Below are 22882 nucleotides of genomic sequence, written 5' to 3'. Positions count from 1 at the left end.
GTCAGGCCACGCTCACCACGGGAAGAACACTCAGCGGATCGGTAGGTGTCCGCGGGAAGCTCACGCTGGTGTAGGCGTACTTCACCCGGCGCAGCGCCTCGGGCCGCGCGCCGGCGGTGGGGGAATCCCACAGGAGGCACTCATGCGCCATCGTCCCCAGGACCCGCCAGCCGTCGCGAAAGGTCTGGAGGTTCGACACCCCGGAGATGCGGTCCAGCTCGAAGCTGGGAACCTCGGCGATTCGAAGGCCCGCCCTGGCGGCCCGGACAATCAGCTCGGTCTCGATTTCGAACCCGTCGGATTCCAGCTGGAGGACATCCAGGCACTCCCGCCGGAAGGCGATGTAGCCGTAGCAAAGGTCGGAATAGTTGCTGTGCAGAACCGCGTTGGCCAGCCCGGTCAGCGCACGGTTTCCTGTGCGCCGCAGCCACGTCAGGTCCTCCGATCCGCCACCCGTGACGTAGCGGGAACCCTTGACGAAGTCATAGTCATGCTGCAGTGGGGAAACGAACCAGCCGATTTCCTGTGGATCCATGCTTCCGTCGGCGTCCAGCATGACGATGATGTCACCGGTTGCGGCAGCAAATCCTGACCTTAGCGCCACCCCCTTGCCCTTGCGCTTCTCGTCCACCACCACGATGTCCTGGCGCACTGCCCGCGCCACTCCTACAGTGTTGTCCGTTGACCGGCCGTCGACGATTACCACCTCATCGACGTACAGCGGCATACGCCGAAGGACCCAGGGAATGTTCTGGGCCTCGTTCAGGGTCGGGATGACCACGCTGATCGATGCCCGCACCGGCGCTGCTGCGAGCTTGGAGAGCGTAATGGGTGGCTGGGTGGAGATAGACATATGCCGCACCTCTTCATGGCGTGTGGAGAACTCTGGCCAATGGGAAGCCCTGCTGAGTCAGCGCTTGTTGGGCCTTGGTCAGTTCCTTGGCCCGAGTAGGTTGAGCATATGGTTGCCCCGGCGGCTAATCACCAGTATTGAGTACTCGCCTTTTTAGTCGCGTTCTACTGGAGGGAATTGCCTGCTACGGGAGCTAGGAGGGCAGGGGCCAGGCCCAGCAATCCGTGCGGTACATTGGGGGACTTGTCCCGTGCGCAAGTTAGGTAGGGTGGGTACCCCGCCGCGAAGAGGTAGGGTGCGCCGGCCCAAACCGCCGCGGAACGGCCGGCGCGGAACGGCCATTGCGTCCAACAACGCCCAAACGGGGCGCCCTGAAGGGATCTTGCTATGGATCAGCGCTTGGATGCCGGGTCGCTCTGGCCCAATCCGCCTGAACTGCCACTGCCCACCATTATGGACCAGCGCTGGATTAACGCAATCTTTCTCCACTGGTTAATCCCGGAACCACAGGCTGCCCGGGGCGTTGACCTCCAGGCCGCGGGAGGTCAGGCGACGTCGCGCCAGCCCTGCCCCTCGGTAAAGGTGGCCACCAGCGTGCCAACGCCCGGCTGCAGTGAATTGGAGGGATCGAAGTACAGGCTCGCCTCTGAGGCCCGGCTGTGCGTGATCAGCTGTTCAGCTTCAAGCTTGGCCTCCGGCACAGTGGCGCCGATGATGCCGGTACGGGCGGGAAGCTCGGTGGTGTGTACCACCTCGGCGCCGGTCTGGGTCAGAGGAACGGTGGTGCCGGTATTGATCTCATCGTAGGGGAACGCAAACTCGGCATCGTCGGAGGCGGCAGGGATGGTGTACTCCAGGAAATAGGTCATGGATCCACCTTTGCAGATAGGCCCACGCTGCCGAAAGTCCGCGCACGCCCTCTCGCACAACGTCTTCCCACGTCAACACGGCCCTCCTATACTTACCGCATGTTGATGTCGCTGTGGTTCGGCGTCATAGCATCCAGTGCACTGATTCTGGGTGCCTTTATTGGTGTCCGGTTTGAGCTGCCCAAGCGCCTCCTGGCTATGCTGCTGGCCTTCGCCGCCGGTGCACTGATGACCGCCCTGGCTTTCGAACTGTTCGAGGATGCCTATGAACATGGCGGGATCGTCCGCGCAGCCATCGGGCTGATAGGTGGCGCAGTGGTGTTCACGGTCCTCAGCGCTCTGTTGGACCGGTGGGCGCAGCCCGGAAAGCAGGAGCAGGCGACACCTGCGGACGAGTTCGAAGGGAGCGCCAAGCTCGATACGGATGCCGCCGCGTCAGATAAACATGCCACTTCTGCCTCAACACGGGGAGCGGCAGGGCTGGCCTTGTTGGCCGCTGTCACCTTGGACGGCGTCCCGGAGAACGTTGCCCTGGGAATCGCGCTGGGAGAAGGCACCGGTGGGCTGGCCCTGCTCGCGGCAATTTTTGTCTCCAACTTCCCCGAGGCCCTGGTTGGCTCAGCATCCATGCGAAGCCAAGGACGCTCAACGGGCACCATCCTGGGTCTTTGGCTGGGGTGCGCGGCCCTGCTGGTCATCGCAGTTGTTGTCGGTGCGGGGCCGCTGTCCGGGACGGACCCCGAGGCCATCTCCATACCGTTGGCCTTCGCCGCCGGCGCCGTCATCGCATCCCTCGCGGACACCCTGATGCCGGAAGCCTATGAACACGGCGGCCCGGCAGTGGCCCTCAGCACGGCTGGCGGATTCGTCCTGGCCTTCGTCCTGTCCCTGGCCTAAGCCGATACCGGCCTATTTCCCCAGCCCTGCCCTGCGAAGCGCTTCTGCCATGGCTGTGTTCACGGGTTCCGGCTTCGATGACGATCCACGGCCGTCCGCGCCGCCGGAGGTGTTCCGGCCAGCGGTCTTTTGCGGGTCCTGGCGCCTGCGCCCGGGGTCCTGCTGTGCCCCGCGCCCGGCAGGCTGGCGGCGTCCGTCCGACTTCTCCGCAGCGGGCTTGCCCGCACCGGCACCACGGGCGGTTCTCCCACCTCCGGTGGGTTCGTCGTCGAGCCTCAACGTCAGGGAGATCCGCTTACGCTCCGGGTCAGCCTCCAGAACCTTCACCCGGACCACCTGGCCGGACTTAACTACCTCCCGGGGATCTGACACGAACCGGTTGGCCAGGGCGGACACGTGGACCAGCCCGTCCTGGTGGACGCCAACGTCCACGAACGCTCCGAACGCCGCGACGTTGGTCACGGTGCCCTCGAGCACCATTCCAGGCTTCAGGTCTGAAATTTTTTCAATGCCCTCGGAGAAGGTGGCGGCAGCAAAGGCAGGGCGCGGGTCCCGGCCGGGCTTGTCCAGTTCGGCCAGGATGTCGGTGACGGTGGGCAGGCCGAAGGTATCGTCCACAAAGTCCCTGGCATCCAGGGAGGAAGCGGGCGCGGACCCGGCCGCAACCAGGATCTTCCGCGCCACCGCATAGGACTCCGGATGGACGCTGGACGCGTCCAGCGGCTCCGCTCCCCCGGTGATCCGCAGGAAGCCCGCGCACTGCTCAAAAGCCTTGGCTCCCAGCCTTGGCACCTTCTTCAGGTCGGTGCGCCGGGCGAACGGGCCGTGCTCGTTCCGGTAGGCCACGATGTTTTCGCTCAGCAGGGGCCCGACGCCGGCAACCCGGCTGAGGAGCGCGGGTGAAGCGGTGTTGACGTCCACCCCGACGGCGTTGACGCAGTCCTCCACCACGGCATCGAGGCTGCGGTCAAGCTTCGACGCCGTCACGTCATGCTGGTACTGCCCCACGCCGATGGATTTGGGGTCGATCTTTACCAGTTCCGCGAGCGGATCCTGGAGCCGCCGCGCGATGGACACCGCGCCACGCAGCGAAACATCCATGCCCGGCAGTTCGGCGGCTGCGAGCGCTGATGCCGAGTACACGGACGCGCCAGCTTCGGACACCACCAGCTTCTGCGGCTTACGGTCCACGTCCGGCAGGAGCTTGATCAGCTCGGCGGCGAGCTTGTCCGTCTCCCGGGACGCGGTGCCGTTGCCGATGGCCACGAGTTCGACGGCGTGCTGGCGCGCCAGCTTCACCAGGGTGGCCAGGGCTTCGTCCCACTTCCTGGCGGGGGCGTGCGGGTACACGGTGTCGGTAGCCACCACTTTCCCGGTGCCATCCACCACAGCCACTTTGACCCCTGTGCGCAGGCCCGGGTCCAGGCCCAGCGTGGCACGGTTGCCGGCGGGGGCTGCGAGGAGAACGTCGCGCAGGTTGGCGGCGAATACGCGGACGGCTTCGTCCTCGGCTTCGGCGAACATCCTGCCGCGGAGGTCTGCCGTGAGGCGGGCCAGCACGCGGGACCGCCATGCCACCTGGGCGGTCTGCATCAGCCACGCGTCGGCGGGCCGGCCGCGGTCGGCGACCCCGAGGCACCTGGCAACCGCGGACTCGTACCGGGAGCGGGCGGCGGTGAGGGCGTCGTCGTCTGCGGGATCTGCCTCGGCAAGGTCGAGCTCGAGGATGCCGTCTTTCTCGCCGCGCAGCAGCGCGAGGACCCGGTGCGACGGCATGCCGGCGGGAGCCTGCGCGAACTCAAAATAGTCCGCGAACTTCTGGCCGTCCGCTTCCTTGCCCTTCTTCACGCGGGAAACCATGCGGCCCTGCGTCCAGAGCCGCTCGCGCAGGGTGGCGGCCAGGTCGGGATCCTGCGCCACGCGTTCCACCAGGATGGCGCGGGCACCGGCGAGCGCAGCGGCGGCGTCGCCGATCGCATGCTCGGTGTTGAGGTACTTTGCAGCCTCCTGCTCCGGGTGCAGGTCGGGCCGCTTGAGGAGGGCCTCGGCCAGCGGTTCCAAACCTGCTTCCCGGGCAATCTGCGCCTTGGTGCGCCGCTTGGACTTGAATGGCAGGTAGATGTCCTCCAGCCGGGACTTGGTGTCCGCTGCGAGGATCGCCTTGTTCAGCTCGGGGGTCAGCTGGCCCTGTGCCTCCACCGCCTCCAGAACGGTGCGACGGCGGTCCGCGAGCTCGCGGAGGTAGCGTAGGCGCTCCTCAAGGTCACGGAGCTGGGTGTCGTCCAGGGTCCCGGTGGCTTCCTTGCGGTACCGGGCGATGAACGGGACGGTGGACCCGCCGTCGAGCAGCTCCACCGCGGCCCTAACCTGCCATGCCTTGACGCCCAGCTCAGTGGCGATTTGGGAGTAGATGGCGTCGCCGGCAGTTGGCGCTGCAGAAGGAACGGACGTGGGTGCTTGGGGCAGTTGAGTCACCAGAACATCTTGCCTTACCCGCCTGCGCTGCTCCACCGCAGCCGGCGTAGGACCGGAGCATGGGGGGTTGGGGCCCGGAGCGGGTATTCCGCTCACGCCCGCAAAGTGCTGTAGTGGAGGTGCCGTCACTGGGACAAAGCTCAAGGAAGAGGCGCCATGCGCGAACTGCTGATTGTGTTTCAGGAGGGGTTCGAGGAAGCCAATATCACCGTGACGGTGAACGGTAAACAGGCGCGGCGGGACCTTGGGGTGTCCACCAATCCGATCCTTGGCATAGCGTCCGAGGTGTCCGTGGAACTTCCGGCGAAGGGCGCCCAGGTGGGCGTGGAGGTGACGAACCGCGGGCTCAAGGCGATCACGAAGGTCTCCGGCAAGCCGAAGAGCGTGCTCGTATCCATCGAGGACGGCAAGCTGGTGATGAGGGAAGGGACCGGCCGGGAAGCCGTTTTGTAGGCCCCTTCGGCCGCTGCGGTGCCTACTGTGGCGGAGGTCTGGCAAAAGTAAATTCGATGGAGTAGCATCTGATCACCGCCGGCTTCCAGAGGGGTCCGGCGGGCCACACCTGAATCGTAAGTCGGGCGGAAGTCGTCGGATGGCTTCCGGCCCCGCTGCCGGGACAGCACTCCGAGCAGCAACGACGGCGGCACCCACTGCAGGTGCCGCCGTCGCCATGTGTCCGGGCCGGCTAGCCCTGGTAGGCGGGGTAGTCGATGTACCCCTTGGCGCCTTCTGCGTAGAAGGTGGAGGCATCCGGCTCGTTGAGCGGAAGTGCTTCCTTCCAGCGCCGCGCCAGGTCCGGGTTGGCGATGGCAGGCCGGCCCACCACCACGGCGTCGGCGTGGCCGTCCGCAACCAGGTTTACCGCCTCTTCCCGGGTGGTGACCACACCGAATCCCGTGTTGACCAGGAAGGTGCCGCCGAAGCGGGCGCGGAGGTCCTGGACAAGTTCACCGGTGGGTTCGTGGTGCAGGATGCTCAGGTAGGCGAGGTTGAACGGGGCGATGCTGTCCACCAGGACTTCGTAGGTGGCGCGCACGTCCGCCGGATCGGTCTCGGCAATGCCCTGCACGTTGTGTTCCGGGGAAATGCGGATGCCCACGCGGTTGGCGCCCAGCGCTGCCACCACAGCGTTGACTGTCTCGATGACGAAACGGGCCCGGTTTTCCGGCGAGCCGCCGTAGCTGTCGTTACGGACGTTCGAGTTGGGTGCCAGGAATTCATGGAGCAGGTAGCCGTTGGCGGAGTGCAGCTCCACGCCGTCGAAGCCGGCCTCGACGGCGTTCAACGAGGCATCGACGATTTCCTGGATCAGCAGGGGCAGTTCGTCGGTGGTGAGGGCGTGCGGGACGGGGTACGGCTGCTTTCCGGAGGGGGTCCGGACATCACCCTCGATGGCGACGGCGCTGGGCGCCACAAGCTGGTGGCCTCCGGTGATGTCCGGGTGCGAAACCCGGCCGCCATGCATGATCTGCGCGAACATCCGGCCGCCTTCGGCGTGCACGGCGTCCGTGACCTTCTTCCAGCCTGTGATCTGTTCCTTGGTGAAGATGCCGGGCTGGCCCGGGTAGGAGCGGCCCGCGGGGCTGGGGTAGGTGCCTTCGCTGACGATGAGGCCCAGGGAGGCGCGCTGGCGGTAATGTTCGGCGACGAGCGGGCCGGGGACGCCTTCCTCACCGGAGCGGAGCCGGGTCAACGGCGCCATGACCAGGCGGTTGGGAAGTTCAAGCTCGCCGAGGGTGAGAGGGGAAAACAGCATGCGCAGTTCCTTTCGAAGGCTAAAGACGTACTGCCCATGCCAACTGGGGCGCGCGTACAACTATTCCGGATGCGATCGGCATCACAACCCGTTTGTGCTGGGCCAGGGGCTATTTGGATGCCGGCGCGCCGGGGCAGCCCTGGCCGTTCGGGTTGGTGTTGCAGTCGTCGGCGTAGTTGCGGGTCAGCGAGCGCCAGACGCTGATGGTCTGGGGCGGCGAACTGAACTGGCCCTGGCCCGGGATGGGCAGCGGCGGACCGGCGTTGACGGAGTAGGTGCCCTGGAAGGAAGTGGTCAGGACAACCTGGAAGTCGCCGGTCTGGCCGTAAGCGTGGCTGGTGCGGGTCTTTTCACCCCAGCGGTCCTGCGGCAGCGGGCCTCCCATGGACGGCTGGGGGCCGAAGACAGTGCCGTCGCCGTAGTTCCAGGTGTACTGGACAGGAGTGGCGACCACATGGACGGACTGGCCGAACATGGTGATGTCGAACTGCTGCTCAACTGCCTCGGCGTAGAAGTTGGTTTCAGCGCCGCGGAGCGTGTGCGGGCTTGGCTGTGCCGAAACGGTTCCGGCGTTGACGGGCAGGTTCTGGAATTCCCGCTGGATGTCCGCGGCAATGCGCGGCAGCAGGTCCTCCGGCGCTGCGTCATAGAGGCAGGTGGGGCCGGAGTGGGGAGCCCAGACGGCACCAGGCACTCCCCTGGGCCGGGACAACCACATAACCGGGATCCCGTCTTCACCGTCGGGGCCGTCCTTGCACTCCAGCTGCCTGCCCAGGCAAGGAGTGTCGAAGTCTCCCCCGCCAAGATGGCACTGGAGCTCGTATTTGTACTCGTTGGGGTCAGTGTTTCCGGAATCATGTGGTCCCGGCCCAATACCTCCATCAACGGAATCGCGTACCCATGCGTCCACATTCACCCCAGCGTTGCCAAAACCGGAATCGATTCCGCTCTCCGCCCAGGCCGGACTCGGAGCACTAGTCCATATCAGGATGATCACAAAGACAGCAGCACCTGCACGGTGAAAGATCTGCATCTTCATCAGCGGAGCGGGTGAAGGCCATCTACGCGCCAAGCGGAGTCATGGAATCCGACCAGCAAAACATTGCCTGTATTTGACGGCTCGGTTGCTGCTCTGAATTCCGTCCCGCTCGCTTCGCGGTAGCTAATAGTCTCCTGCAGAACCTGTATGACGACCTGGTAATTTCCGTCCGCAGACTTATCAAATGTAGTTGATGCCGCGGGGACGGTCAGTTTACCGCCTACTAACCATCGGTCTTCTCTATAGTTCGTCGTCAAGGAGTTCGTGATGTTTGAACAGTACTCGCAGTTGGGCGAAGTAAGAGCAGTAACGCCCGCAACATCACCGGTCTGGTAGGCGTAATTCAGCTGTTCAAACCAATACTTCGTGAACGCCTCGAGACCTTCCTTCGTCTCGGTCTTGGCAACCTCGGGCATGACGGGGACCGGGACGTTTTGGGCCGGGCCGGAGGCATCGGCGGGCTTGTAAACAGCGGTTGGTGACGGGGTGGGCGTTGGCGACGCGCTGGTAGTGGCCAGGTCAGTCGACGCAGGAGTGGTGGTCCCGCCCTGCCCGGGCGACTCCCCCGAATTGCATCCGGCGAGCCCAAGGGAGAGAGCAATTGCCAAACCGAGGGCTCCAGCCCGGAAACCACGTGACGTAACAACGTTCTGTAAAGCCATGGGCCGCTTTTCCCCCAGTAGTTATCAGACGGCGTGCTCCGGACAGTGCCTTAAGGGTAGCCCACGTCACAATGTGGCGATCAAACTTATCCACAGGCGAAGTCCGTCAGGAAAGCCGGTGCCGCCGAGCACCGAGTTTCCTTACAGCGATGTCACCAGCTGCGGAAGGTCACCGCTGCGCGGGCAGGACCAGCTTCCCGGTCTTGTCCGTGGGCAGGGCGAGTGACGAGACGTACTGCGGGCCGCCGTCGGGCGTGTCCTGGCCGGAGCGGACCACGTCCGGACGCTCGAACTCTATCCCGGTCACGTGGCAAAGGAGCTTGGCATCGCTGGGGTTCCCGTTGGCGTCGATGCCGTCGTCGGCGCGCCGGAGGTAGTAGCGGCCCTGTCAGGGTCGCTTTCGCCCGGGGAGGGGGTCCGGTGCGACGCTACCCAGCCGGGAAGACATCCCAGTCACGGAACTGTTTTCCCTGTGTTACGTCTTGACCGAAGCTGTCAACAAAACTGGCAGTCGGCCCTTGTGGCCATCCGACAAAAACAGGGAGGCAGTCCGGAACTAGCGTCGGCAGGGAAGCCATCCCAGTCAGCCGGAGGACCACCCATGACGACTCAACCGCAACTCCTGAAATATCCAATCCTCGAGACCGCCCGCAGGCAGGTCCTGGAACAGGGCCTCGGCCTGTCCGAAGCCCAGCTGGTCGAAGTCCTGCGCCTGCCGGATGAAGCCCTTTCCGCCGCCCTGGACCTGGCCCACCAGGTGCGCCTCCGGCACTGCGGCGAGGACGTGGAAGTGGAGGGCATCATCTCCATCAAGACCGGCGGCTGCCCCGAGGACTGCCACTTCTGCAGCCAGTCCGGCCTGTTCGACTCCCCAGTAAGGGGCGTCTGGCTGGACATCCCGGAACTGGTCAAGGCCGCCAAGGAAACCGCCGCCACGGGCGCCACCGAGTTCTGCATCGTGGCCGCCGTCCGCGGGCCGGACATCAAGCTCATGAACCAGATCAAGTTCGCGATCGACCGGATCAACGAGGAAGTGGACATCAACATCGCCTGCTCCCTGGGCATGCTGACCCGCCGGCAGGTGGACCAGCTGGCCAGCTGGGGCGTGCACCGCTACAACCACAACCTTGAAACCGCCCGGAGCTACTTCCGCCAGGTGGTCACCACCCACACCTACGAGGAGCGGCTGGAAACCTGCGCCATGGTCAAGGGCGCCGGAATGGAACTGTGTTGCGGGGCCCTCATCGGTATGGGTGAAACACTCGAACAGCGTGCTGAACTCGCGGCCCAGCTGGCCGCCCTGGATCCGCACGAGGTCCCGCTGAACTTCCTCAACCCCCGGCCGGGCACTCCGCTGGAGAACCAGCAGGTCATGGACGGCAAGGACGCCCTCCGCGCCATCGCCGCCTTCCGCCTCGCCATGCCACGGACCGTCCTGCGCTACGCCGGCGGCCGGGAGCTCACCCTTGGCGACCTCGGAACCCGGGACGGTCTGCTGGGCGGCATCAACGCCGTCATCGTCGGCAACTACCTCACCACCCTCGGCCGGCCGGCCACCGCCGACCTCAACCTCCTGGTGGACCTCAACATGCCCATCAAGGAACTCCAGAAGACGCTATGATCCCCACCGGCTCCCCGGGCTCGACGGGCCCGACCCCCTTCAGCTTCTGCGGGCACTGCGGCCTCCCCCCGGAGAAGGAAGCGTACGACGGCGGCAGCACACCGCCGTCGTCCCCACACCAGAACTGCGTGGTGCGGCTGGAACTGGAACCTCCGCGCTTTTGCGTCCAGTGCGGGCGCCGGCTCAAGGTGCAGGTTTTTCCCGCTGGCTGGTGGGCCCGCTGCTCGCGTCACGGCGAGACTTCGGCCGCCGCTGACAGTGACTGAGTCAAAAACAGCCAACCCTCTGGCATCTTTCTACAATGCGTAGAAGAATGGCTTCATGATGTTTGAACACGCAGACGGCCAACCCGTACTCGAACTCACCGATGGGCAGTCCTGGCACCTCCTGGAGAGCACCAAACACGGCAGGCTGGTGGTCTCGGTTGCGGGCGAACCGGATATCTTCCCGGTCAACTACGTAACCGCGGAGCGGAAGATCTACCTCCGGACGGCGCCGGGCAACAAGCTGGCACAGCTGACCATCAATTCCACCGTGCTCTTCGAAGCGGACGGCATCGTCTCCGACGAGGCCTGGTCCGTGGTGCTGCGCGGAACCGCCCGCGTGCTCAACAAATCGGCAGAGCTGGAGGCTGTGGAGGCGCTGGGCCTGAAGACCTGGGTGCCCACCCTTAAGGACTTTTACGTGGAGATCGAGCCAACGTCGGTCAGCGGCCGCCACTTCGTGTTCGGCGAACAGCCCGAGCGAGAGATCTGAGCGCTCCTAGACTTGGAGTATGGCGGACAAGCTGACTCCGGAGCGGCGCAGCTGGAACATGTCCCGGATCCGGGGCAAGAACACCAAGCCCGAACTGCTGGTCCGCAGGCTGCTCCATGCCAAGGGCTACCGCTACCGCCTGCACGGCAGGTCCGGCACGTCGCGGCTGCCCGGCAACCCGGACCTGGTGTTCGCCGGCCGCCGCAAAGTCATCTTCGTGAACGGCTGTTTCTGGCATTTCCACGATTGCCGGGTTGGACAGCACGCCCCAAAGGCGAACGCGGAATTCTGGGCCGCGAAGCGCTCCAGGACAAGGGAGCGCGACGCCGGCCAGCGCCGCCTGCTTGAGGACGCGGGATGGGAGGTCCTCACCGTCTGGGAGTGCGAGCTCAGGGACGGTTCTGCGCTGGAGGACCATCTGGTGCGCTTCCTCGAAAGCGGCAAGGACCAGCCTGCTTGTTGACGGGATTCAGCTGCGCCGCGCCAGCAAGGCGTTCCTGAGGGCGGACGCGGACGAGTCGCTGCTGTTGATGCGCCAGTCGGCTTCCTTCTCCAGGTGGAACCAGACGAAGCCCACCACGTCTGGCTGGGCAGCCAGGCGGCCGGAGTCGCAGTTTTTGCGTGCAGGAAGCACTGGCTCAAGTATTTGGCGCAGATCCCGGACTCCCATCAAGAAACCCACAATTATCCCCTGAAAGACTGCCGCCGAGTGCCAGTAGACCTAACCTGAAAGAGCACAGTCCCCAATAACCCGCGACGTTTCCGTCAATGGTTTCTCCCAGCTGAAAGGAGCGTCGTGAGCGCCTCAGATGATGCCCCCCGGCCGCTGGTGGACCAGTCCGTACTCGACCGCCTACGCGAGGAACTGCATGAGGACGAGGGGTACTGCAGGGTGTTCGTGGACAACTTCATCGAGTGCCTGCCAGAGCGCATCGACCGCCTCCGGCTGGCCTTGACCACAGGGGACCTGGAGGGGTCAGTGGACGCTGTCCTTAGCCTGAAGACGTCAAGCCAAATGGTGGGAGCCGAGCGGCTTGCCGACCTGGCCCTGGACCTCGAAGGCGAGATCCGCACCGACGCACGCTCGTCCGACGCCGCCGTCGTCCTTCCCCGGTTGGCCGCCACTTTCCTTAGGCCCATCAACCTGTGCAGCGGACTGACCATGCACCGGCTGCAGGCTCAGTGCTCGCTTGGTGCCAGCCGGTAGCCCACGCCGCGAACGGTTTGCAGCCAGCGCGGCTGCTGGGGGGAATCGCCAAGCTTCTTGCGGAGGTTGCCCATGTGGACTTCCACTGACCGTTCGTCGGCCTCGCTGATGTAGCTGCCGACGTCGTAATCCTCGTCCCGCAGCCGGCGCACCAGGTCGGCCTTGGTGCGGACCGTGCGGCCGGCTTCAAGCAAGGCGTGGAGCAGTTCGAACTCGGTGCGGGTGAGGTTCATTTCCTTCCCGTCGACCACCACGGTGCGGGAAGCGTAGCTGAGTTCCAGGCCGTTGTGGCTGTAGTTCCCGCGTTCCGTGTGTCCGTTGCCCTCGGCAGCCTCCACAGCGGACGCCTCAGTTTCCGCACCTGACCTGGGCCGGCGCATCATTGCGGCGATACGCGCGCGCAGCTCGCGCGGACGGAACGGCTTGGTGAGGTAGTCATCGGCGCCGGACTCCAGCCCGATCAGGGTGTCCAGTTCTTCCGTGCGGGCCGTGAGCATCACGATATAGGCGTCGGAGAACTCACGGATCTGCCGCGACACCTCAAAGCCGTCGATGTCCGGCAAGCCGAGGTCCAGGGTAATGACGTCCGGGTTCAGGGTCTTCGCGATGAGCACGCCCTCGGCGCCGCTGCTGGCCACTGTCACTTCGAAACCGGCCTGGGTCAGGACCGTGCGGACCAGTTCCCGGATGTCGTGGTCATCCTCGATGACCAGCCCTACACGTGCATCACTCATAGTGCCCCCTCAGCAGCCAACGTCAGAAGTATAGCTGCCTGCGGATATCCTGCTGGTATGGCCCTTTACACCCTCGCGCGAAAGTCGCCACGCAATGACTGATCCCGTCGCCTGGTCCTCGGGACGGCTGCGATTCTTCCGGCGTCCCTTCCACGAGTACCGGCTGCGGGACCGCGTAGCACTGAGCCAGATGCCGCTCTTTGTGACTACGTGCCTGACGGCTTTCCTGGTGTGGGTGTTCTTTCCCCAGGGAATCGGAAACCCCTTCTTCGTCACGTTCCTGGTCTCCCAGCTCGTCCTGATGGCGTCCTGCTACCTCGTCCCTTGGGAGCGGCTGCCGTACACGAGCTTCCTCATCATCCCGGTGCTCGACTTCGTCTCCATTGGGTTCGGGCGGGAAGGCGGCCTCGAGAGCCTGACCAGCATCGGCCTGCTCGCGGTGCTGCCAGTTATCTGGTTGTGCGCCTCGGGCTACTACCCCAGGTTGGCCCTCTGGCTGGCGTTCCTCGCCCCGCTGGCCATTCTGTGGGCGCCGCTGCTCATCAAGGGGACCTTTACCGCGCAGGACTTTGCCCGGACCCTGCTCCTCCCCGTCATCACGCTCGGGATCGGCGTCTCCGTGAGCGTTTTGACGCTGAGCATGATGCGGCAGCAGCGGGAGCTGGAGGAGAAGGACGCCCAACTGCAGGCCACCCTCCATTCCAGCCAGCGGCAGGAGTCGCTCCTCAATGCCGTCCTGGACACCGTCCACCTTGGCGTCCTTGCCGTTGACGCCGACGGGCATGACGTCCTGATGAACCGGAAGCAGCGGGCCAACCACGTCCTGGCCAGCCCCAAGGACAACGCGGACCCCAATGAGTCCCAGCTGCTGGTCTTCGGCGCCGACCGGAAAACCCCGGTTCCCGTGGAGGACCGCCCGGTCCGCCGCGCCGTGCTGGGCGAAACCTTCACCGACTACCTGGTTTGGCTGGGTGAGGGCCAGGAGCAGCGCGCCTTTGTGACGACAGCGCGTGCCATGAAGGATCCGGACGGCAAGTTTGCAGGCTCGGTGATTGCCTTCAGCGACGTGACGGACCTGGTGAACGCCCTGTCCGCAAAGGACGAATTTGTTTCCAGCGTCTCGCATGAGTTCCGAACCCCGCTGACGTCCATCCTGGGCTATGTGGAGATCCTGCTGGCCGAGGAGCAGGAAGACTCAGACCGGGAGATGCTGGAGATCATCCGCCGGAACTCCGAGCGCCTCCTGACCCTGGTGTCCGACCTGCTCGCGAGCCGCAACGGCCAGCTGATCGTCACGCCGCACACGGTGGATGTGGCCGAGCTGGTCCGTTCCAGCGTCTCCTCCGCGCTGCCCAAGGCCGCAGTGGCCGGAGTGGTCCTGGCGGCCGAGACGCCGGACAAGCTGGAAGCCCATGTGGATGGCGCCCGCATCTCCCAGGTCCTGGACAACCTGGTGTCCAACGCCATCAAATACTCCCCCGACGGCGGAAACGTCCTGGTCAGGCTGGCGCAGGAGGACGGGCAGCTGGCCTGCCGCGTCTCCGACACCGGCATGGGGATGACTGCGGAGGACACGTCCGAAGTGTTCGCCAAGTTCTTCCGCACCAGCAACGTCCGCCGCACCGCCATACCCGGCGTCGGCCTGGGCCTGCCCATCAGCAAGGCCATCGTAGAAGCGCACGGCGGGACGATCCAGGTGGACAGCCAGCTGGGCCAAGGCACCACCTTCACGTTCCGGGTCCCGGTCTAATCCCCACCCGCCCCCGGCATTACGGTGTGGACTGCCGGACCATCTCACCCCAGGACTGCCGGGCCAGCTCCCGGACCGAGGCCAGGATGTCCGACGGCGGCCGGGAAAGGTCCAGCGGAAACTCCACAATGTCGATGTCAGTGTTGAGGATCCGGCGGAGCTTCATCTCCCCCGCACCCGCGTAAACCAGCCAGGCGGTGGGCACGGCCAGGGCGGTGCAGTGCGCCAGCATCTGGTAGTGGTCGGCTGTCAGGGAGGCGCCGGCATCCGAAGCCGCCGCGTACTTGGCGTTGTACACCACCACGGGCCGTCCCCCCAGCAGATGAACGGCATCCGGCCGGACCTGCAGCCTGTCCGTGTCCCGCACCGCCTCGCTCAGCAGCGCGCTGTACCGCAGCCGCAGCTCCCCCGGGTATCCCGCCATGGCCTCCCGCAGCGCTGCGCCCACGAAGTCCTCGAACACCCGGGCCATGTCCACCACGAACGAGGCCGTCTGCTGCCCGCCCTCGCCCGCTTCGGCTGACGCGTTGCGGAGGATCACTTCCGCCAGGCGGAGCACCGCGTGGTAGCGCAGGTTCATCCGCGTGGGCCTCCACGGCGGCAGCGGTGCCCCCGCGGCAAGCCGCGTGACGGCGTCGAGCTTTCCCTTCAGCTGGCGGAGCCGGCTGAGCACCTCCGGGCGCACCCCCGGGACCTGGCCCATCCGCTCAAGTGCGGCGCGCAGGATCCGGTTCTCCGCGATGTCCTCGGTGAACTCGTCATAGGAGACCTCAAGGGGCACCAGCATGCCCGGCCGCCGGGAGATCTGGTCCGAGATCCGGATGCGCCCCTTGACGGTCCGCAGCGACTCGTCCACTGTCAGGTAGCCCTGCAACACGCCGCGGCCCAGGGCGCGCTCCGCCAGCTGTGCGAGCGACTCTGCCAGCGCGCTCCACAGCCCGCTGTCCTCGGCGGCGGCAACGGTCTCCGGCCGGAAACCCTGGTCCCCCGCGTAGCTGAGCAGGAACAGGAGGCGGCCGAGCCCCAGCCGGTCCTTGGGCCGCACATCCAGCTGGACCGTGGAGGTGCGGACGGAGCCCACCTTGCCCACCGGCTCGATCCGGTACAGGCCCATCCCCATGGGAGAGGCCTTGGCCAGGCCGCTGGAGTTCACGAATGAGGCGCTGGCAGGGTCCAGCCGTTCCACGATGCCCCGGGACAGTTCGTCCAGTACCAGGTGCCGCATTGAGGTAGCGCGGCTACCCGGCTGCAAGGCGTCCCAGCAGCTGGTCCAGTCCGAAGCGCTCCTCAAGCTGCGCCCGGGTGAGCTGGCCGTGGTAGTGCTCCTCCAGCAGCGGCATCAGCTCGTACTTCCAGATCCGGCGCAACCCGGCGGGAGTCTGGGCGGCCGGCTTCATGAAGTAGGACGGGCCGATCATCAGGTCCCGGTCCCACTCGTCGATGGCGCTGTTCAGGGCATCCAGCAGCAGCGCCGGGGTGGTGTCCAGCTGCCGGGCCTGCAGGAACCTCAGGAGTGAGCCCTTCACCGGTTCGGTCTGCGGGTGCAGTTCGATGAAGGAGAAGCGGCGGCGGATGGCGGCGTCCATCATTGCGATGGAACGGTCCGCGGTGTTCATGGTGCCGATGATGTAAAGATTGTCCGGCAGCGTGAACGGTTCGTTGGGACTGTACTGCAGGTAGATGCGGTCGTCCCGGTACTCGAGCAGGAAGTACAGCTCGCCGAACACCTTGGCCAGATTGGCCCGGTTCATCTCATCGATGATCAGGAAGTACGGCTTCTTCTCGTTTCCTGGCTTGGCGGCCTCCTCCGCGAGGCGCCGCAGCGGGCCCGCCACCAGCTTGAAGGACACCTGGCCGTCGTCGGTCTTGTCCGGCCGGTAGCCCTCGAAGAAGTCCTCGTAGGCGTAGGACGGGTGGAACTGCACCAGCTTGACGCGCTCGTCGGTGGTGTCGTCGGCCAGCTCCGCGGCGATGTGCTTGGCCAGGTAGGTTTTTCCGGTGCCGGGTGGGCCGTAGAGGACCAGCTGCCGGTTCTCCTCCAGCAGGTCCGCGATCTCCTGCAGGGGCTCCAGCTCCATGTGCAGCGAGTCGGCGAACTCGGGGGTCAGGCGGCGGAAGCCCTCCTGGACAGGAAGTACGACGGCGGCGCCTTCCGTTTCGCTGTCCGGTTCCGTTTCGGCTTCCGGCGGCAGGAGGGCCTGCAGGGCCGGCATCACGCGGGTCACGTCGACCACGATGCCCGCGGTGGCAAGCTGGCGCTGGACGTGCCGGGGCAGGCTCGCCGTGGCATGCCCCTCGTCAAACCAGCGCACCTTGCGGCGCAGCCGCCGGTTGTCGTCGTTGTAGTCGGGTTCGCCCAGCACGCCGCCCAGCCGCACGGTTCCGGCATGCTGGTACAGGACCAGGTCCCCTGGTTTCATGACGGTCAGGAAGGCGAAGACGGCGGTCTTGGTGTCCTCGCGTTCCACATAGCCAAGGTGCTTGTAGTCCTCGTCCACCGCATGCTGCACCACGCCGGCGGTGACTCCCGGGTCCAGCAGCCGGAGGTGCTCGACGTCGAGGGTCACCTTCTCCTCGTCCTGCCAGGCGGTGAGCAGTTCGGTGTTGTCGCCGTGGGTCCGCAACAGCCACGCCCGGTGCCCGGGATCGCCCACCTTGCGCCACTGGCTGACCAGCTGCCGGGCGTACCAGTCGATGCGCTGGCCCGCCTGCTCGTCGAGGTGCAGGCGGATGCGGTGGATATCGGCGGTGATGTCCTCTTCGCTGTCGCTCTTTGCCCCGCCCACCAGTGAGGCGAAGGCGTCCCGGATTTCCTGCCGCTCGACGTCCGCCACCACGGGTTCGAAGTAGCTGGGCCAGGCCAAAAACTCGATGCTGCGGCGAATAGCTGGCTGGTCGTGTGGCGTTCCGGCCGCCAGCCGGTGGAACTTGAGCGGGTCCTGCAGCGCCCCGGTGATGGCGGCAGGCGGCTGCTGGTCCACGTGCTGCACGAACCGGCACAGCCATTTCAGGTGGTCCCAGATGGTCCAGTTGAACTCCGCGGTCCGGTCCCGAATCACGCCGTGGTCCGTCATGCCCTGGTAGAGCTCTTCAGGCAGCTCAAGCGGCGGCTCCAGCCAGGAAGCGGCCTCTGCGACGCGGGCGCGCTTGACCTTGAGCGACTTCACTTCGTGGGCCAGCGGCAGGGACTGCAGGAAGAGCAGTTCGACGGCCAGCTGCTTGGCTTCCCGGGACGCGCCGTCGAGATTCTGCCGGAGGTTGGTCATCATGGGCGCCTTGGGGTCCGGCGCGCCGCGTTCCAGCCTGTCCGCCAGCTCTGCCGCCGCTTCCGACGTCCAGGTCAGGGTCCGTCCGTCCAGCGCCGACGGCTTGCCCTGCAGCCCGGGGCCGAGGACGAACCAGGCCGCGTCCTCTATTTCCCGTGAGATGCCGAGGGCGCGGGTCATGGCAGGAGTGGAGGCGGGGGTCATGGGTTCAAATTTACAGGGTGAAGCTGGATGGCTGCTCAAAGCCTTCGTGATGCACCCTGTCTAACCCCCACCAGCTCTTCCCGGGGAACGCTACGGCGCTCCCGTCCCCCGCTTCCGGCCGAAGATGAAGTACCCCATGGGGCCGATGAAATTTATGAAAGACGCTGCCCTCCAGGCCCCCTTTGGTCCGTTGATCAGTGCAGCGGGCCGCTTGGAGATGTCGCGTTGCGCTGCCACCAGCATCGACATCTGGACGATGCCTACCAGGATGGTGCCGATCTTGGCCGATGGTGACATCTCCTTCCAAGTCTTCTTCTTCCTGGCCGTGCGGGTCTTGTTCTTAGCCATCTGATCGTCCTTTCACTGTCGGGAGTTCCAGTCCAATAGGTCCGATGGCCCCTTGTCCAGAGCCTTTATGCCTGTTTAGTGCTTTACATGATGCGTGTAGGGTGCCATCCGGTCTTTCTGCTCCGGGGTCAGCCGCTGGACGCGTCCGGTGGCTTCGTCCACGAAGGCCAGATGTGTGCTGGCCTTCACGCAGTCCTCCCCGGTGACGGGGTCCTGGATAAGGTAGTGGATGTCAAAGCTGGCTCCCTTGACGGCACCGATCCAGACCTGCACGACGGCGGGGACGTTGCGGTACTCGAGGGTGCGGACATAGCGGATTTTGTGATCCACAACCAGGGCCATGGTCCCGTCCGGGACAGCGTTGAACAGGCTTACGCGCGGCTCGATCCCGGGCAGCCCGGCACCCTTCGGCGGCCCGAAAGCCCCGATCCGGGCCTCCTCCAGCATCCGGACGATCTGCACATTGTTGATGTGGCCGTAGGCATCCATGTCGCCCCAACGCATCGGCACCAGGACCTCGATCCGCTCGTGGCCGTCCGAGTCCTGCTGCTTCATGTCCTGCTTGATGTTCTGCTCCAATATCCCGCCCTGCACGCTCAGCTGTGTACCGCCGTCGAATCGTCTTCCGGCATCTCGCCGACGTCCGCCCCAGCGAACTGAGACGTATACAGCCGGTGGTAGGCGCCTTCGGCGGCAAGGAGGACCTTGTGGTTCCCCTGTTCCACGATCTTGCCGTCTTCCATCACCAGGATGGTATCGGCATCCCGGATGGTGGAAAGCCGGTGCGCGATCACGAAGCTGGTCCGGTCCGAACGGAGCGCGGCCATGGCCTTCTGCACCAGGACCTCGGTGCGGGTGTCCACGGAACTGGTCGCTTCGTCGAGGATGAGCAGGGAAGGGTTGGCCACGAAAGCCCTGGCAATGGTGATCAGCTGCTTCTCACCGGCGCTGACGTTGTTGCCTTCCTCGTCAATGACGGTGTTGTAGCCCTCGGGCAAGGCACGCACAAAGCGGTCCACGAACGTGGCCCTGGCGGCGGCCATGATCTCTTCCTCCGTGGCGTCCAGGTTGCCGTAGCGGATGTTGTCGTAGATGGACCCGCCGAACAGCCACGCATCCTGCAGTACCATCCCCACCTTTGACCGCAGCTCGGAGCGGCTGAGATGGGTGATATCCACCCCGTCCAGGGTGATGGAGCCGGAGTTGAGCTCGTAGAAACGCATCACCAGATTGACCAAAGTGGTCTTTCCGGCGCCGGTTGGCCCCACAATGGCCACCGTGTTGCCGGGCTCCGCGGTGAAGGACAGGTTCTCGATGAGTTTCCGGTCCTCGGTGTAGCTGAAGGTGACGTTCCGGAAGTCCACGTGCCCGTCGGTCTTGGCCGGCAGGTGTTCGGTGGGGGTCTCCGGGTCCTGCTCGTCGGCGTCCAGGAATTCGAACGCCCGTTCCGCGGAGGCCACGCCGGACTGGAGCATGTTGGCCATGCCCGCCATCTGGCCCAGCGGCTGGGTGAACTCGCGGGAGTACTGGATGAACGCGGTGGCGTCGCCCAGTGACATGGAACCGGAGGCAACCCGCAAGCCGCCCACCACCGCGATGCCCACATAGCTGAGGTAGGAGACGAACTGCATCACCGGGAAGATGATGCCGGACACGAACTGGGCGCCGAAGCTGGCCTTGTACAGGGCCTCGTTGCGTTCCTCGAACCGCTCCAGCATGTCGGCGTCCCGGCCAAAGACCCGCACCAGGTCATGCCCGGAGAAGGACTCTTCGATCTGGCCGTTGAGCGTGCCGGTGTTCTTCCACTGCGCGGAGAAGAGCTTCTGGCTGCGCACGCCGATCATGCCGGCGGCAACACCGGAGAGGGGCAGCGCGATGAGCGCGATCAGTGCCAGCTGCCAGGACACGATGAACATCATGATCACAATGCCCAGCACGGTGAGGAGGGAACTGATCAGCTGCGCGAAAGCCTGCTGGAGCGCCTGCTGGATGTTGTCGACGTCGTTGGTCACACGGGACAGGACGTCGCCGCGCTGGCGGGTGTCGAAGTAGTTAAGCGGCAGGCGGTTGAGCTTCTTTTCGGTATCGTCGCGGAGTCGGCGGATCACTTTCATGACGATGCGGTTCAGCACGTAGCCCTGCAGCCAGAGGAAGATGTTGGCCACGAAGTACATCAGCAGCACCACGGCGATGAGCATGGTCAGCTTGTCGAAGTCGATGCCGGCACCGGGAACCAGCTCCATCCGGGAGACCATGTCCGCGAAATTGTCCTGGCCCTGCTGGCGCAGCCCGTCCACGAACTGTTCCTTGCTGACGCCGGCGGGAAGCTGCTTGCCCACCACGCCGGCGAAGATGACATCCATCGCCTGGCCCAGGATCTTGGGGGCAATGACGTTGAGCACGACGGCGACGATCACCATGGCAACCACCACATAGATGCCCAACGCCTCGGGTTTCAACAGCCCCATAAGCCGCTTCGCTGACGGCCAGAAGTGTTCTGCCTTCTTCGCGGGCATCCCGCCGAACATGTCGCCGTCGGCCTCGGAGGGCTTGTACTCCTCCTCGACGAAGTCATCGTCCTGCAGGACCTCCGCGGCGGGAAGACCGGCCGCGGCCGGTCCTGGCGTTTCTTCGATGGACGTGGAGTCCTTCTTGCGGGGGCTCATGCCATTTCCTCCACGCTCAGCTGGGATTCAACGATTTCCTGGTAGGTCGGCGACGTTTCCAGCAGCTCCTCATGGGTTCCGCGGTCCACGATCCGGCCGTTGTCCAGCACCAGGATCTGGTCGGCCTCGGTGATGGTGGACACCCGCTGGGCCACGATGATGACCGTGGCGTCCGCGGTGGTCTGCTTCAGCGCGGCGCGCAGCCGGGCGTCGGTGGCTACATCAAGGGCGGAGAAAGAGTCGTCAAACAGGTACACCCGCGGCTTGGTGACCAGCGCCCGGGCGATGCATAGCCGCTGCCGCTGGCCGCCGGAAACGTTGGTTCCGCCCTGGGCGATCCTGGCGTTCAGGCCGTTCTTCTTGTCCCGGACGAACGCTTCGCCCTGGGCTACCCGCAGCGCGTCCCAGAGTTCCTGGTCCGTGGCCTCGGATTTCCCGAACCGCAGGTTGTGCTCGATGGTGCCGGAGAAGAGGTAGGGCCGCTGCGGCACCAGGGCCACCCGCTTGGTGATTTCCGCCCGGTCCAGCCTGTTGACGGGGACACCATCCAGGAGGACCTCCCCCTCGACGGGGTCATAGAGGCGGGGCAGGAGCGAGAGGAGGGAGGTCTTGCCCGAACCCGTGGATCCGATGACCGCCACCGTCTGGCCTGGCCGTGCGGTGAAGCTGATGTTGCTCAGGACCGGCGACTCCGCGCCCGGGTAGGCGAAGGTGACGTTGCGGTATTCCACCACACCCGCCAGGGATGCCGGTGCCTGGGGCTGTTCGGGGTCGTGGATGGAGGGTTCGACGGCGAGCACCTCGCCGATGCGGTCGGCGCAGATCGAGGCGCGCGGGATCATCATGGCCATGAAGGTGCCCATCATGACGGCCACCAGGATCTGCAGCAGGTACTGCAGGAAGGCGGTCAGCGCGCCCACCTGCATCTCGCCGGAGTCCACCCGCTGGCCCCCGAACCACAGCACCGCCGCCGTGGACAGGTGCAGGATCATGCTGATGGCAGGAAACATCAGGACGAACAGGGCGCCGATCTTCAGCGAGACGTCGGTGAGCTCCCGGTTGGCCTCGCCGAACCTGTCCGTCTCGTACGGTTCCCGGACGAAGGCCCGCACCACCCGGATGCCGATGATCTGCTCGCGGAGGACCGCATTGATGCGGTCGATCTTCTTCTGCATGGAGCGGAACAGCGGCATCAGCCGGACCACCAGGTACCCCACCACCACGGTGAGCAGCGGCACCGAGACCCACACCAGCCAGGACAGGTTGAGGTCCTCGCGCAGGGCCATGATGATGCCGCCGATGCACATGATAGGCGTGGCCACCATGAAGTTAAGTGCCATCAGCATCAGCATCTGCACCTGCTGGACATCGTTGGTGCCGCGGGTAATCAGCGTGGGGGCGCCAAAAGCGTTAACGTCCTTCGCCGAGAAGCTGGTGACCTTGCGGAACACGGCCCGGCGCAGGTCCCGGCCGAGCGCCATCGCAGCCTTGGAGCCGAAGTAGACGCCGGCGATGGCGGTCCCCACCTGGACGAACGCCACCAGCAACATGACCATGCCGGTGCGCCAGATGAAGTCGGTGTCCCCGCGGGACACCCCTTCGTCAATGATCTGGGCATTGAGGCTGGGAAGGTACAGCGCGGCGATGGTGGAGGCCAACTGGAAGGCGATGACCGCCACCAGGTAGGGCGTGTACGGCCTGGAAAACCTCCGTATGAGGGTGAGGAGCATGCCCGCGGATCCTTAGGGATAAAGTTCGGTAGGAAGAGAGTTAAGTAGT

The 22882-nt window shown here is 65.3% G+C and carries 21 protein-coding genes and 2 pseudogenes; 8 read left to right on the top strand and 15 right to left on the bottom strand.

Annotation, left to right across the window (positions count from 1 at the left end):
- Position 1 precedes the first annotated feature (1 nt).
- Positions 2–853, bottom strand: coding sequence for a glycosyltransferase family 2 protein (locus AC5RTT_RS03500; protein WP_494144018.1), 852 nt, complete (start codon positions 851–853; stop codon positions 2–4).
- Between the two features lie 545 nt (positions 854–1398).
- Positions 1399–1722, bottom strand: coding sequence for a hypothetical protein (locus AC5RTT_RS03495; protein ID WP_494144017.1), 324 nt, complete (start codon positions 1720–1722; stop codon positions 1399–1401).
- A 99-nt stretch (positions 1723–1821) separates the two neighbouring features.
- Here AC5RTT_RS03495 and AC5RTT_RS03490 point away from each other — a divergent pair, with 99 nt between their 5' ends.
- Positions 1822–2619: a ZIP family metal transporter gene (locus AC5RTT_RS03490; protein ID WP_494104130.1), complete on the top strand. Its 798-nt coding sequence runs from the start codon at positions 1822–1824 to the stop codon at positions 2617–2619.
- 12 nt (positions 2620–2631) lie between these two features.
- On the opposite strand, the gene AC5RTT_RS03485 is transcribed toward AC5RTT_RS03490, so the two are convergent.
- Positions 2632–5094 carry a Tex family protein gene (locus AC5RTT_RS03485; RefSeq protein WP_494144016.1) on the bottom strand — a complete coding sequence of 821 codons (2463 nt, stop codon included), beginning with the start codon at positions 5092–5094 and terminating at the stop codon, positions 2632–2634.
- Positions 5095–5250: 156 nt separating this feature from the next.
- Here AC5RTT_RS03485 and AC5RTT_RS03480 point away from each other — a divergent pair, with 156 nt between their 5' ends.
- Positions 5251–5547: a hypothetical protein gene (locus tag AC5RTT_RS03480; protein WP_494011654.1), complete on the top strand. Its 297-nt coding sequence runs from the start codon at positions 5251–5253 to the stop codon at positions 5545–5547.
- Positions 5548–5779: 232 nt separating this feature from the next.
- Here the strand turns inward: AC5RTT_RS03480 and AC5RTT_RS03475 are convergent, their stop codons facing one another.
- The 4 genes and pseudogenes from AC5RTT_RS03475 to AC5RTT_RS03460 form a co-directional block, all read right to left on the bottom strand.
- The gene (locus AC5RTT_RS03475; RefSeq protein ID WP_494144015.1) at positions 5780–6850 is read right to left on the bottom strand and encodes an alkene reductase; all 1071 of its coding nucleotides are present in this window, start codon (positions 6848–6850) and stop codon (positions 5780–5782) included.
- Between the two features lie 109 nt (positions 6851–6959).
- Positions 6960–7766 (bottom strand): hypothetical protein, encoded by an 807-nt coding sequence (locus tag AC5RTT_RS03470; protein WP_494144014.1) that lies wholly within the window; start codon positions 7764–7766, stop codon positions 6960–6962.
- 122 nt (positions 7767–7888) lie between these two features.
- Positions 7889–8551, bottom strand: coding sequence for a DUF6318 family protein (locus tag AC5RTT_RS03465; protein WP_494144013.1), 663 nt, complete (start codon positions 8549–8551; stop codon positions 7889–7891).
- Positions 8552–8720: 169 nt separating this feature from the next.
- Positions 8721–8939, bottom strand: a pseudogene (locus AC5RTT_RS03460) (hypothetical protein); the annotation flags it as partial.
- 213 nt (positions 8940–9152) lie between these two features.
- Between AC5RTT_RS03460 and bioB the strand changes: the two are divergent.
- The 4 genes from bioB to AC5RTT_RS03440 are packed head-to-tail and all read left to right on the top strand — an operon-like array spanning position 9153 to position 11391.
- On the top strand, positions 9153–10172 hold the full coding sequence (gene bioB, locus AC5RTT_RS03455) for a biotin synthase BioB (RefSeq protein WP_494144012.1): 1020 nt from the start codon (positions 9153–9155) through the stop codon (positions 10170–10172).
- Positions 10169–10438, top strand: coding sequence for a biotin synthase auxiliary protein BsaP (gene bsaP, locus AC5RTT_RS03450; protein WP_494144011.1), 270 nt, complete (start codon positions 10169–10171; stop codon positions 10436–10438). The genes bioB and bsaP overlap by 4 nt, the downstream gene beginning before the upstream one ends.
- A 55-nt stretch (positions 10439–10493) precedes the next feature.
- The gene (locus AC5RTT_RS03445) at positions 10494–10928 is read left to right on the top strand and encodes a pyridoxamine 5'-phosphate oxidase family protein (RefSeq protein WP_494144010.1); all 435 of its coding nucleotides are present in this window, start codon (positions 10494–10496) and stop codon (positions 10926–10928) included.
- Between the two features lie 19 nt (positions 10929–10947).
- Positions 10948–11391 (top strand): very short patch repair endonuclease, encoded by a 444-nt coding sequence (locus tag AC5RTT_RS03440; protein ID WP_494144009.1) that lies wholly within the window; start codon positions 10948–10950, stop codon positions 11389–11391.
- Positions 11392–11397: 6 nt separating this feature from the next.
- Here the strand turns inward: AC5RTT_RS03440 and AC5RTT_RS03435 are convergent.
- Positions 11398–11526, bottom strand: a pseudogene (locus AC5RTT_RS03435) (beta-mannanase); the annotation flags it as partial.
- Positions 11527–11724: 198 nt separating this feature from the next.
- On the opposite strand from AC5RTT_RS03435, the gene AC5RTT_RS03430 reads away from it, so the two are divergent.
- Positions 11725–12135, top strand: coding sequence for an Hpt domain-containing protein (locus AC5RTT_RS03430; RefSeq protein WP_494144008.1), 411 nt, complete (start codon positions 11725–11727; stop codon positions 12133–12135).
- Here the strand turns inward: AC5RTT_RS03430 and AC5RTT_RS03425 are convergent.
- On the bottom strand, positions 12108–12869 hold the full coding sequence (locus tag AC5RTT_RS03425; protein ID WP_494144007.1) for a response regulator transcription factor: 762 nt from the start codon (positions 12867–12869) through the stop codon (positions 12108–12110). The two genes, AC5RTT_RS03430 and AC5RTT_RS03425, sit on opposite strands and share 28 nt — an antisense overlap.
- A 94-nt stretch (positions 12870–12963) precedes the next feature.
- Between AC5RTT_RS03425 and AC5RTT_RS03420 the strand changes: the two genes are divergently transcribed.
- A complete protein-coding gene (locus AC5RTT_RS03420) occupies positions 12964–14619 on the top strand; it encodes a sensor histidine kinase (RefSeq protein ID WP_494144006.1) in 1656 nt (551 codons plus the stop codon).
- A gap of 19 nt (positions 14620–14638) precedes the next feature.
- Here AC5RTT_RS03420 and AC5RTT_RS03415 read toward each other — a convergent pair whose 3' ends face one another.
- The 6 genes from AC5RTT_RS03415 to AC5RTT_RS03390 form a co-directional block, all read right to left on the bottom strand.
- The gene (locus AC5RTT_RS03415) at positions 14639–15844 is read right to left on the bottom strand and encodes a 5-methylcytosine restriction system specificity protein McrC (RefSeq protein WP_494144005.1); all 1206 of its coding nucleotides are present in this window, start codon (positions 15842–15844) and stop codon (positions 14639–14641) included.
- A 13-nt stretch (positions 15845–15857) separates the two neighbouring features.
- On the bottom strand, positions 15858–18089 hold the full coding sequence (locus AC5RTT_RS03410; RefSeq protein ID WP_494144004.1) for an McrB family protein: 2232 nt from the start codon (positions 18087–18089) through the stop codon (positions 15858–15860).
- 90 nt (positions 18090–18179) lie between these two features.
- Complete coding sequence (locus AC5RTT_RS03405) at positions 18180–18437, bottom strand: hypothetical protein (RefSeq protein WP_494144003.1); 258 nt, start codon at positions 18435–18437, stop codon at positions 18180–18182.
- A 75-nt stretch (positions 18438–18512) separates the two neighbouring features.
- Positions 18513–18941 (bottom strand): acyl-CoA thioesterase, encoded by a 429-nt coding sequence (locus AC5RTT_RS03400; RefSeq protein ID WP_494011727.1) that lies wholly within the window; start codon positions 18939–18941, stop codon positions 18513–18515.
- A gap of 92 nt (positions 18942–19033) precedes the next feature.
- A complete protein-coding gene (locus AC5RTT_RS03395) occupies positions 19034–21103 on the bottom strand; it encodes an ABC transporter ATP-binding protein (RefSeq protein WP_494144002.1) in 2070 nt (689 codons plus the stop codon).
- The gene (locus tag AC5RTT_RS03390; protein WP_494144001.1) at positions 21100–22833 is read right to left on the bottom strand and encodes an ABC transporter ATP-binding protein; all 1734 of its coding nucleotides are present in this window, start codon (positions 22831–22833) and stop codon (positions 21100–21102) included. The genes AC5RTT_RS03395 and AC5RTT_RS03390 overlap by 4 nt, the downstream gene beginning before the upstream one ends.
- Positions 22834–22882: the final 49 nt, after the last annotated feature.

The sequence above is a fragment of the Arthrobacter sp. Y3221157 genome (assembly GCF_059089865.1).
Note: the sequence above shows the minus strand (reverse complement) of the source record. Positions and strands in the feature narration are given on the sequence as shown.

What these genes read in the sequence shown, in the direction of transcription:
- AC5RTT_RS03500 (WP_494144018.1), bottom strand. Translation starts at nt 853, where the DNA reads ATGTCTATCTCCACCCAGCCACCCATTACGCTCTCCAAGCTCGCAGCA.
- AC5RTT_RS03495 (WP_494144017.1), bottom strand. Translation starts at nt 1,722, where the DNA reads ATGACCTATTTCCTGGAGTACACCATCCCTGCCGCCTCCGACGATGCC.
- AC5RTT_RS03490 (WP_494104130.1), top strand. Translation starts at nt 1,822, where the DNA reads ATGTTGATGTCGCTGTGGTTCGGCGTCATAGCATCCAGTGCACTGATT.
- AC5RTT_RS03480 (WP_494011654.1), top strand. Translation starts at nt 5,251, where the DNA reads ATGCGCGAACTGCTGATTGTGTTTCAGGAGGGGTTCGAGGAAGCCAAT.
- AC5RTT_RS03475 (WP_494144015.1), bottom strand. Translation starts at nt 6,850, where the DNA reads ATGCTGTTTTCCCCTCTCACCCTCGGCGAGCTTGAACTTCCCAACCGC.
- AC5RTT_RS03465 (WP_494144013.1), bottom strand. Translation starts at nt 8,551, where the DNA reads ATGGCTTTACAGAACGTTGTTACGTCACGTGGTTTCCGGGCTGGAGCC.
- bioB (WP_494144012.1), top strand. Translation starts at nt 9,153, where the DNA reads ATGACGACTCAACCGCAACTCCTGAAATATCCAATCCTCGAGACCGCC.
- bsaP (WP_494144011.1), top strand. Translation starts at nt 10,169, where the DNA reads ATGATCCCCACCGGCTCCCCGGGCTCGACGGGCCCGACCCCCTTCAGC.
- AC5RTT_RS03445 (WP_494144010.1), top strand. Translation starts at nt 10,494, where the DNA reads ATGATGTTTGAACACGCAGACGGCCAACCCGTACTCGAACTCACCGAT.
- AC5RTT_RS03440 (WP_494144009.1), top strand. Translation starts at nt 10,948, where the DNA reads ATGGCGGACAAGCTGACTCCGGAGCGGCGCAGCTGGAACATGTCCCGG.
- AC5RTT_RS03425 (WP_494144007.1), bottom strand. Translation starts at nt 12,869, where the DNA reads ATGAGTGATGCACGTGTAGGGCTGGTCATCGAGGATGACCACGACATC.
- AC5RTT_RS03420 (WP_494144006.1), top strand. Translation starts at nt 12,964, where the DNA reads ATGACTGATCCCGTCGCCTGGTCCTCGGGACGGCTGCGATTCTTCCGG.
- AC5RTT_RS03415 (WP_494144005.1), bottom strand. Translation starts at nt 15,844, where the DNA reads ATGCGGCACCTGGTACTGGACGAACTGTCCCGGGGCATCGTGGAACGG.
- AC5RTT_RS03410 (WP_494144004.1), bottom strand. Translation starts at nt 18,089, where the DNA reads ATGACCCCCGCCTCCACTCCTGCCATGACCCGCGCCCTCGGCATCTCA.
- AC5RTT_RS03405 (WP_494144003.1), bottom strand. Translation starts at nt 18,437, where the DNA reads ATGGCTAAGAACAAGACCCGCACGGCCAGGAAGAAGAAGACTTGGAAG.
- AC5RTT_RS03400 (WP_494011727.1), bottom strand. Translation starts at nt 18,941, where the DNA reads ATGCGTTGGGGCGACATGGATGCCTACGGCCACATCAACAATGTGCAG.
- AC5RTT_RS03395 (WP_494144002.1), bottom strand. Translation starts at nt 21,103, where the DNA reads ATGAGCCCCCGCAAGAAGGACTCCACGTCCATCGAAGAAACGCCAGGA.
- AC5RTT_RS03390 (WP_494144001.1), bottom strand. Translation starts at nt 22,833, where the DNA reads ATGCTCCTCACCCTCATACGGAGGTTTTCCAGGCCGTACACGCCCTAC.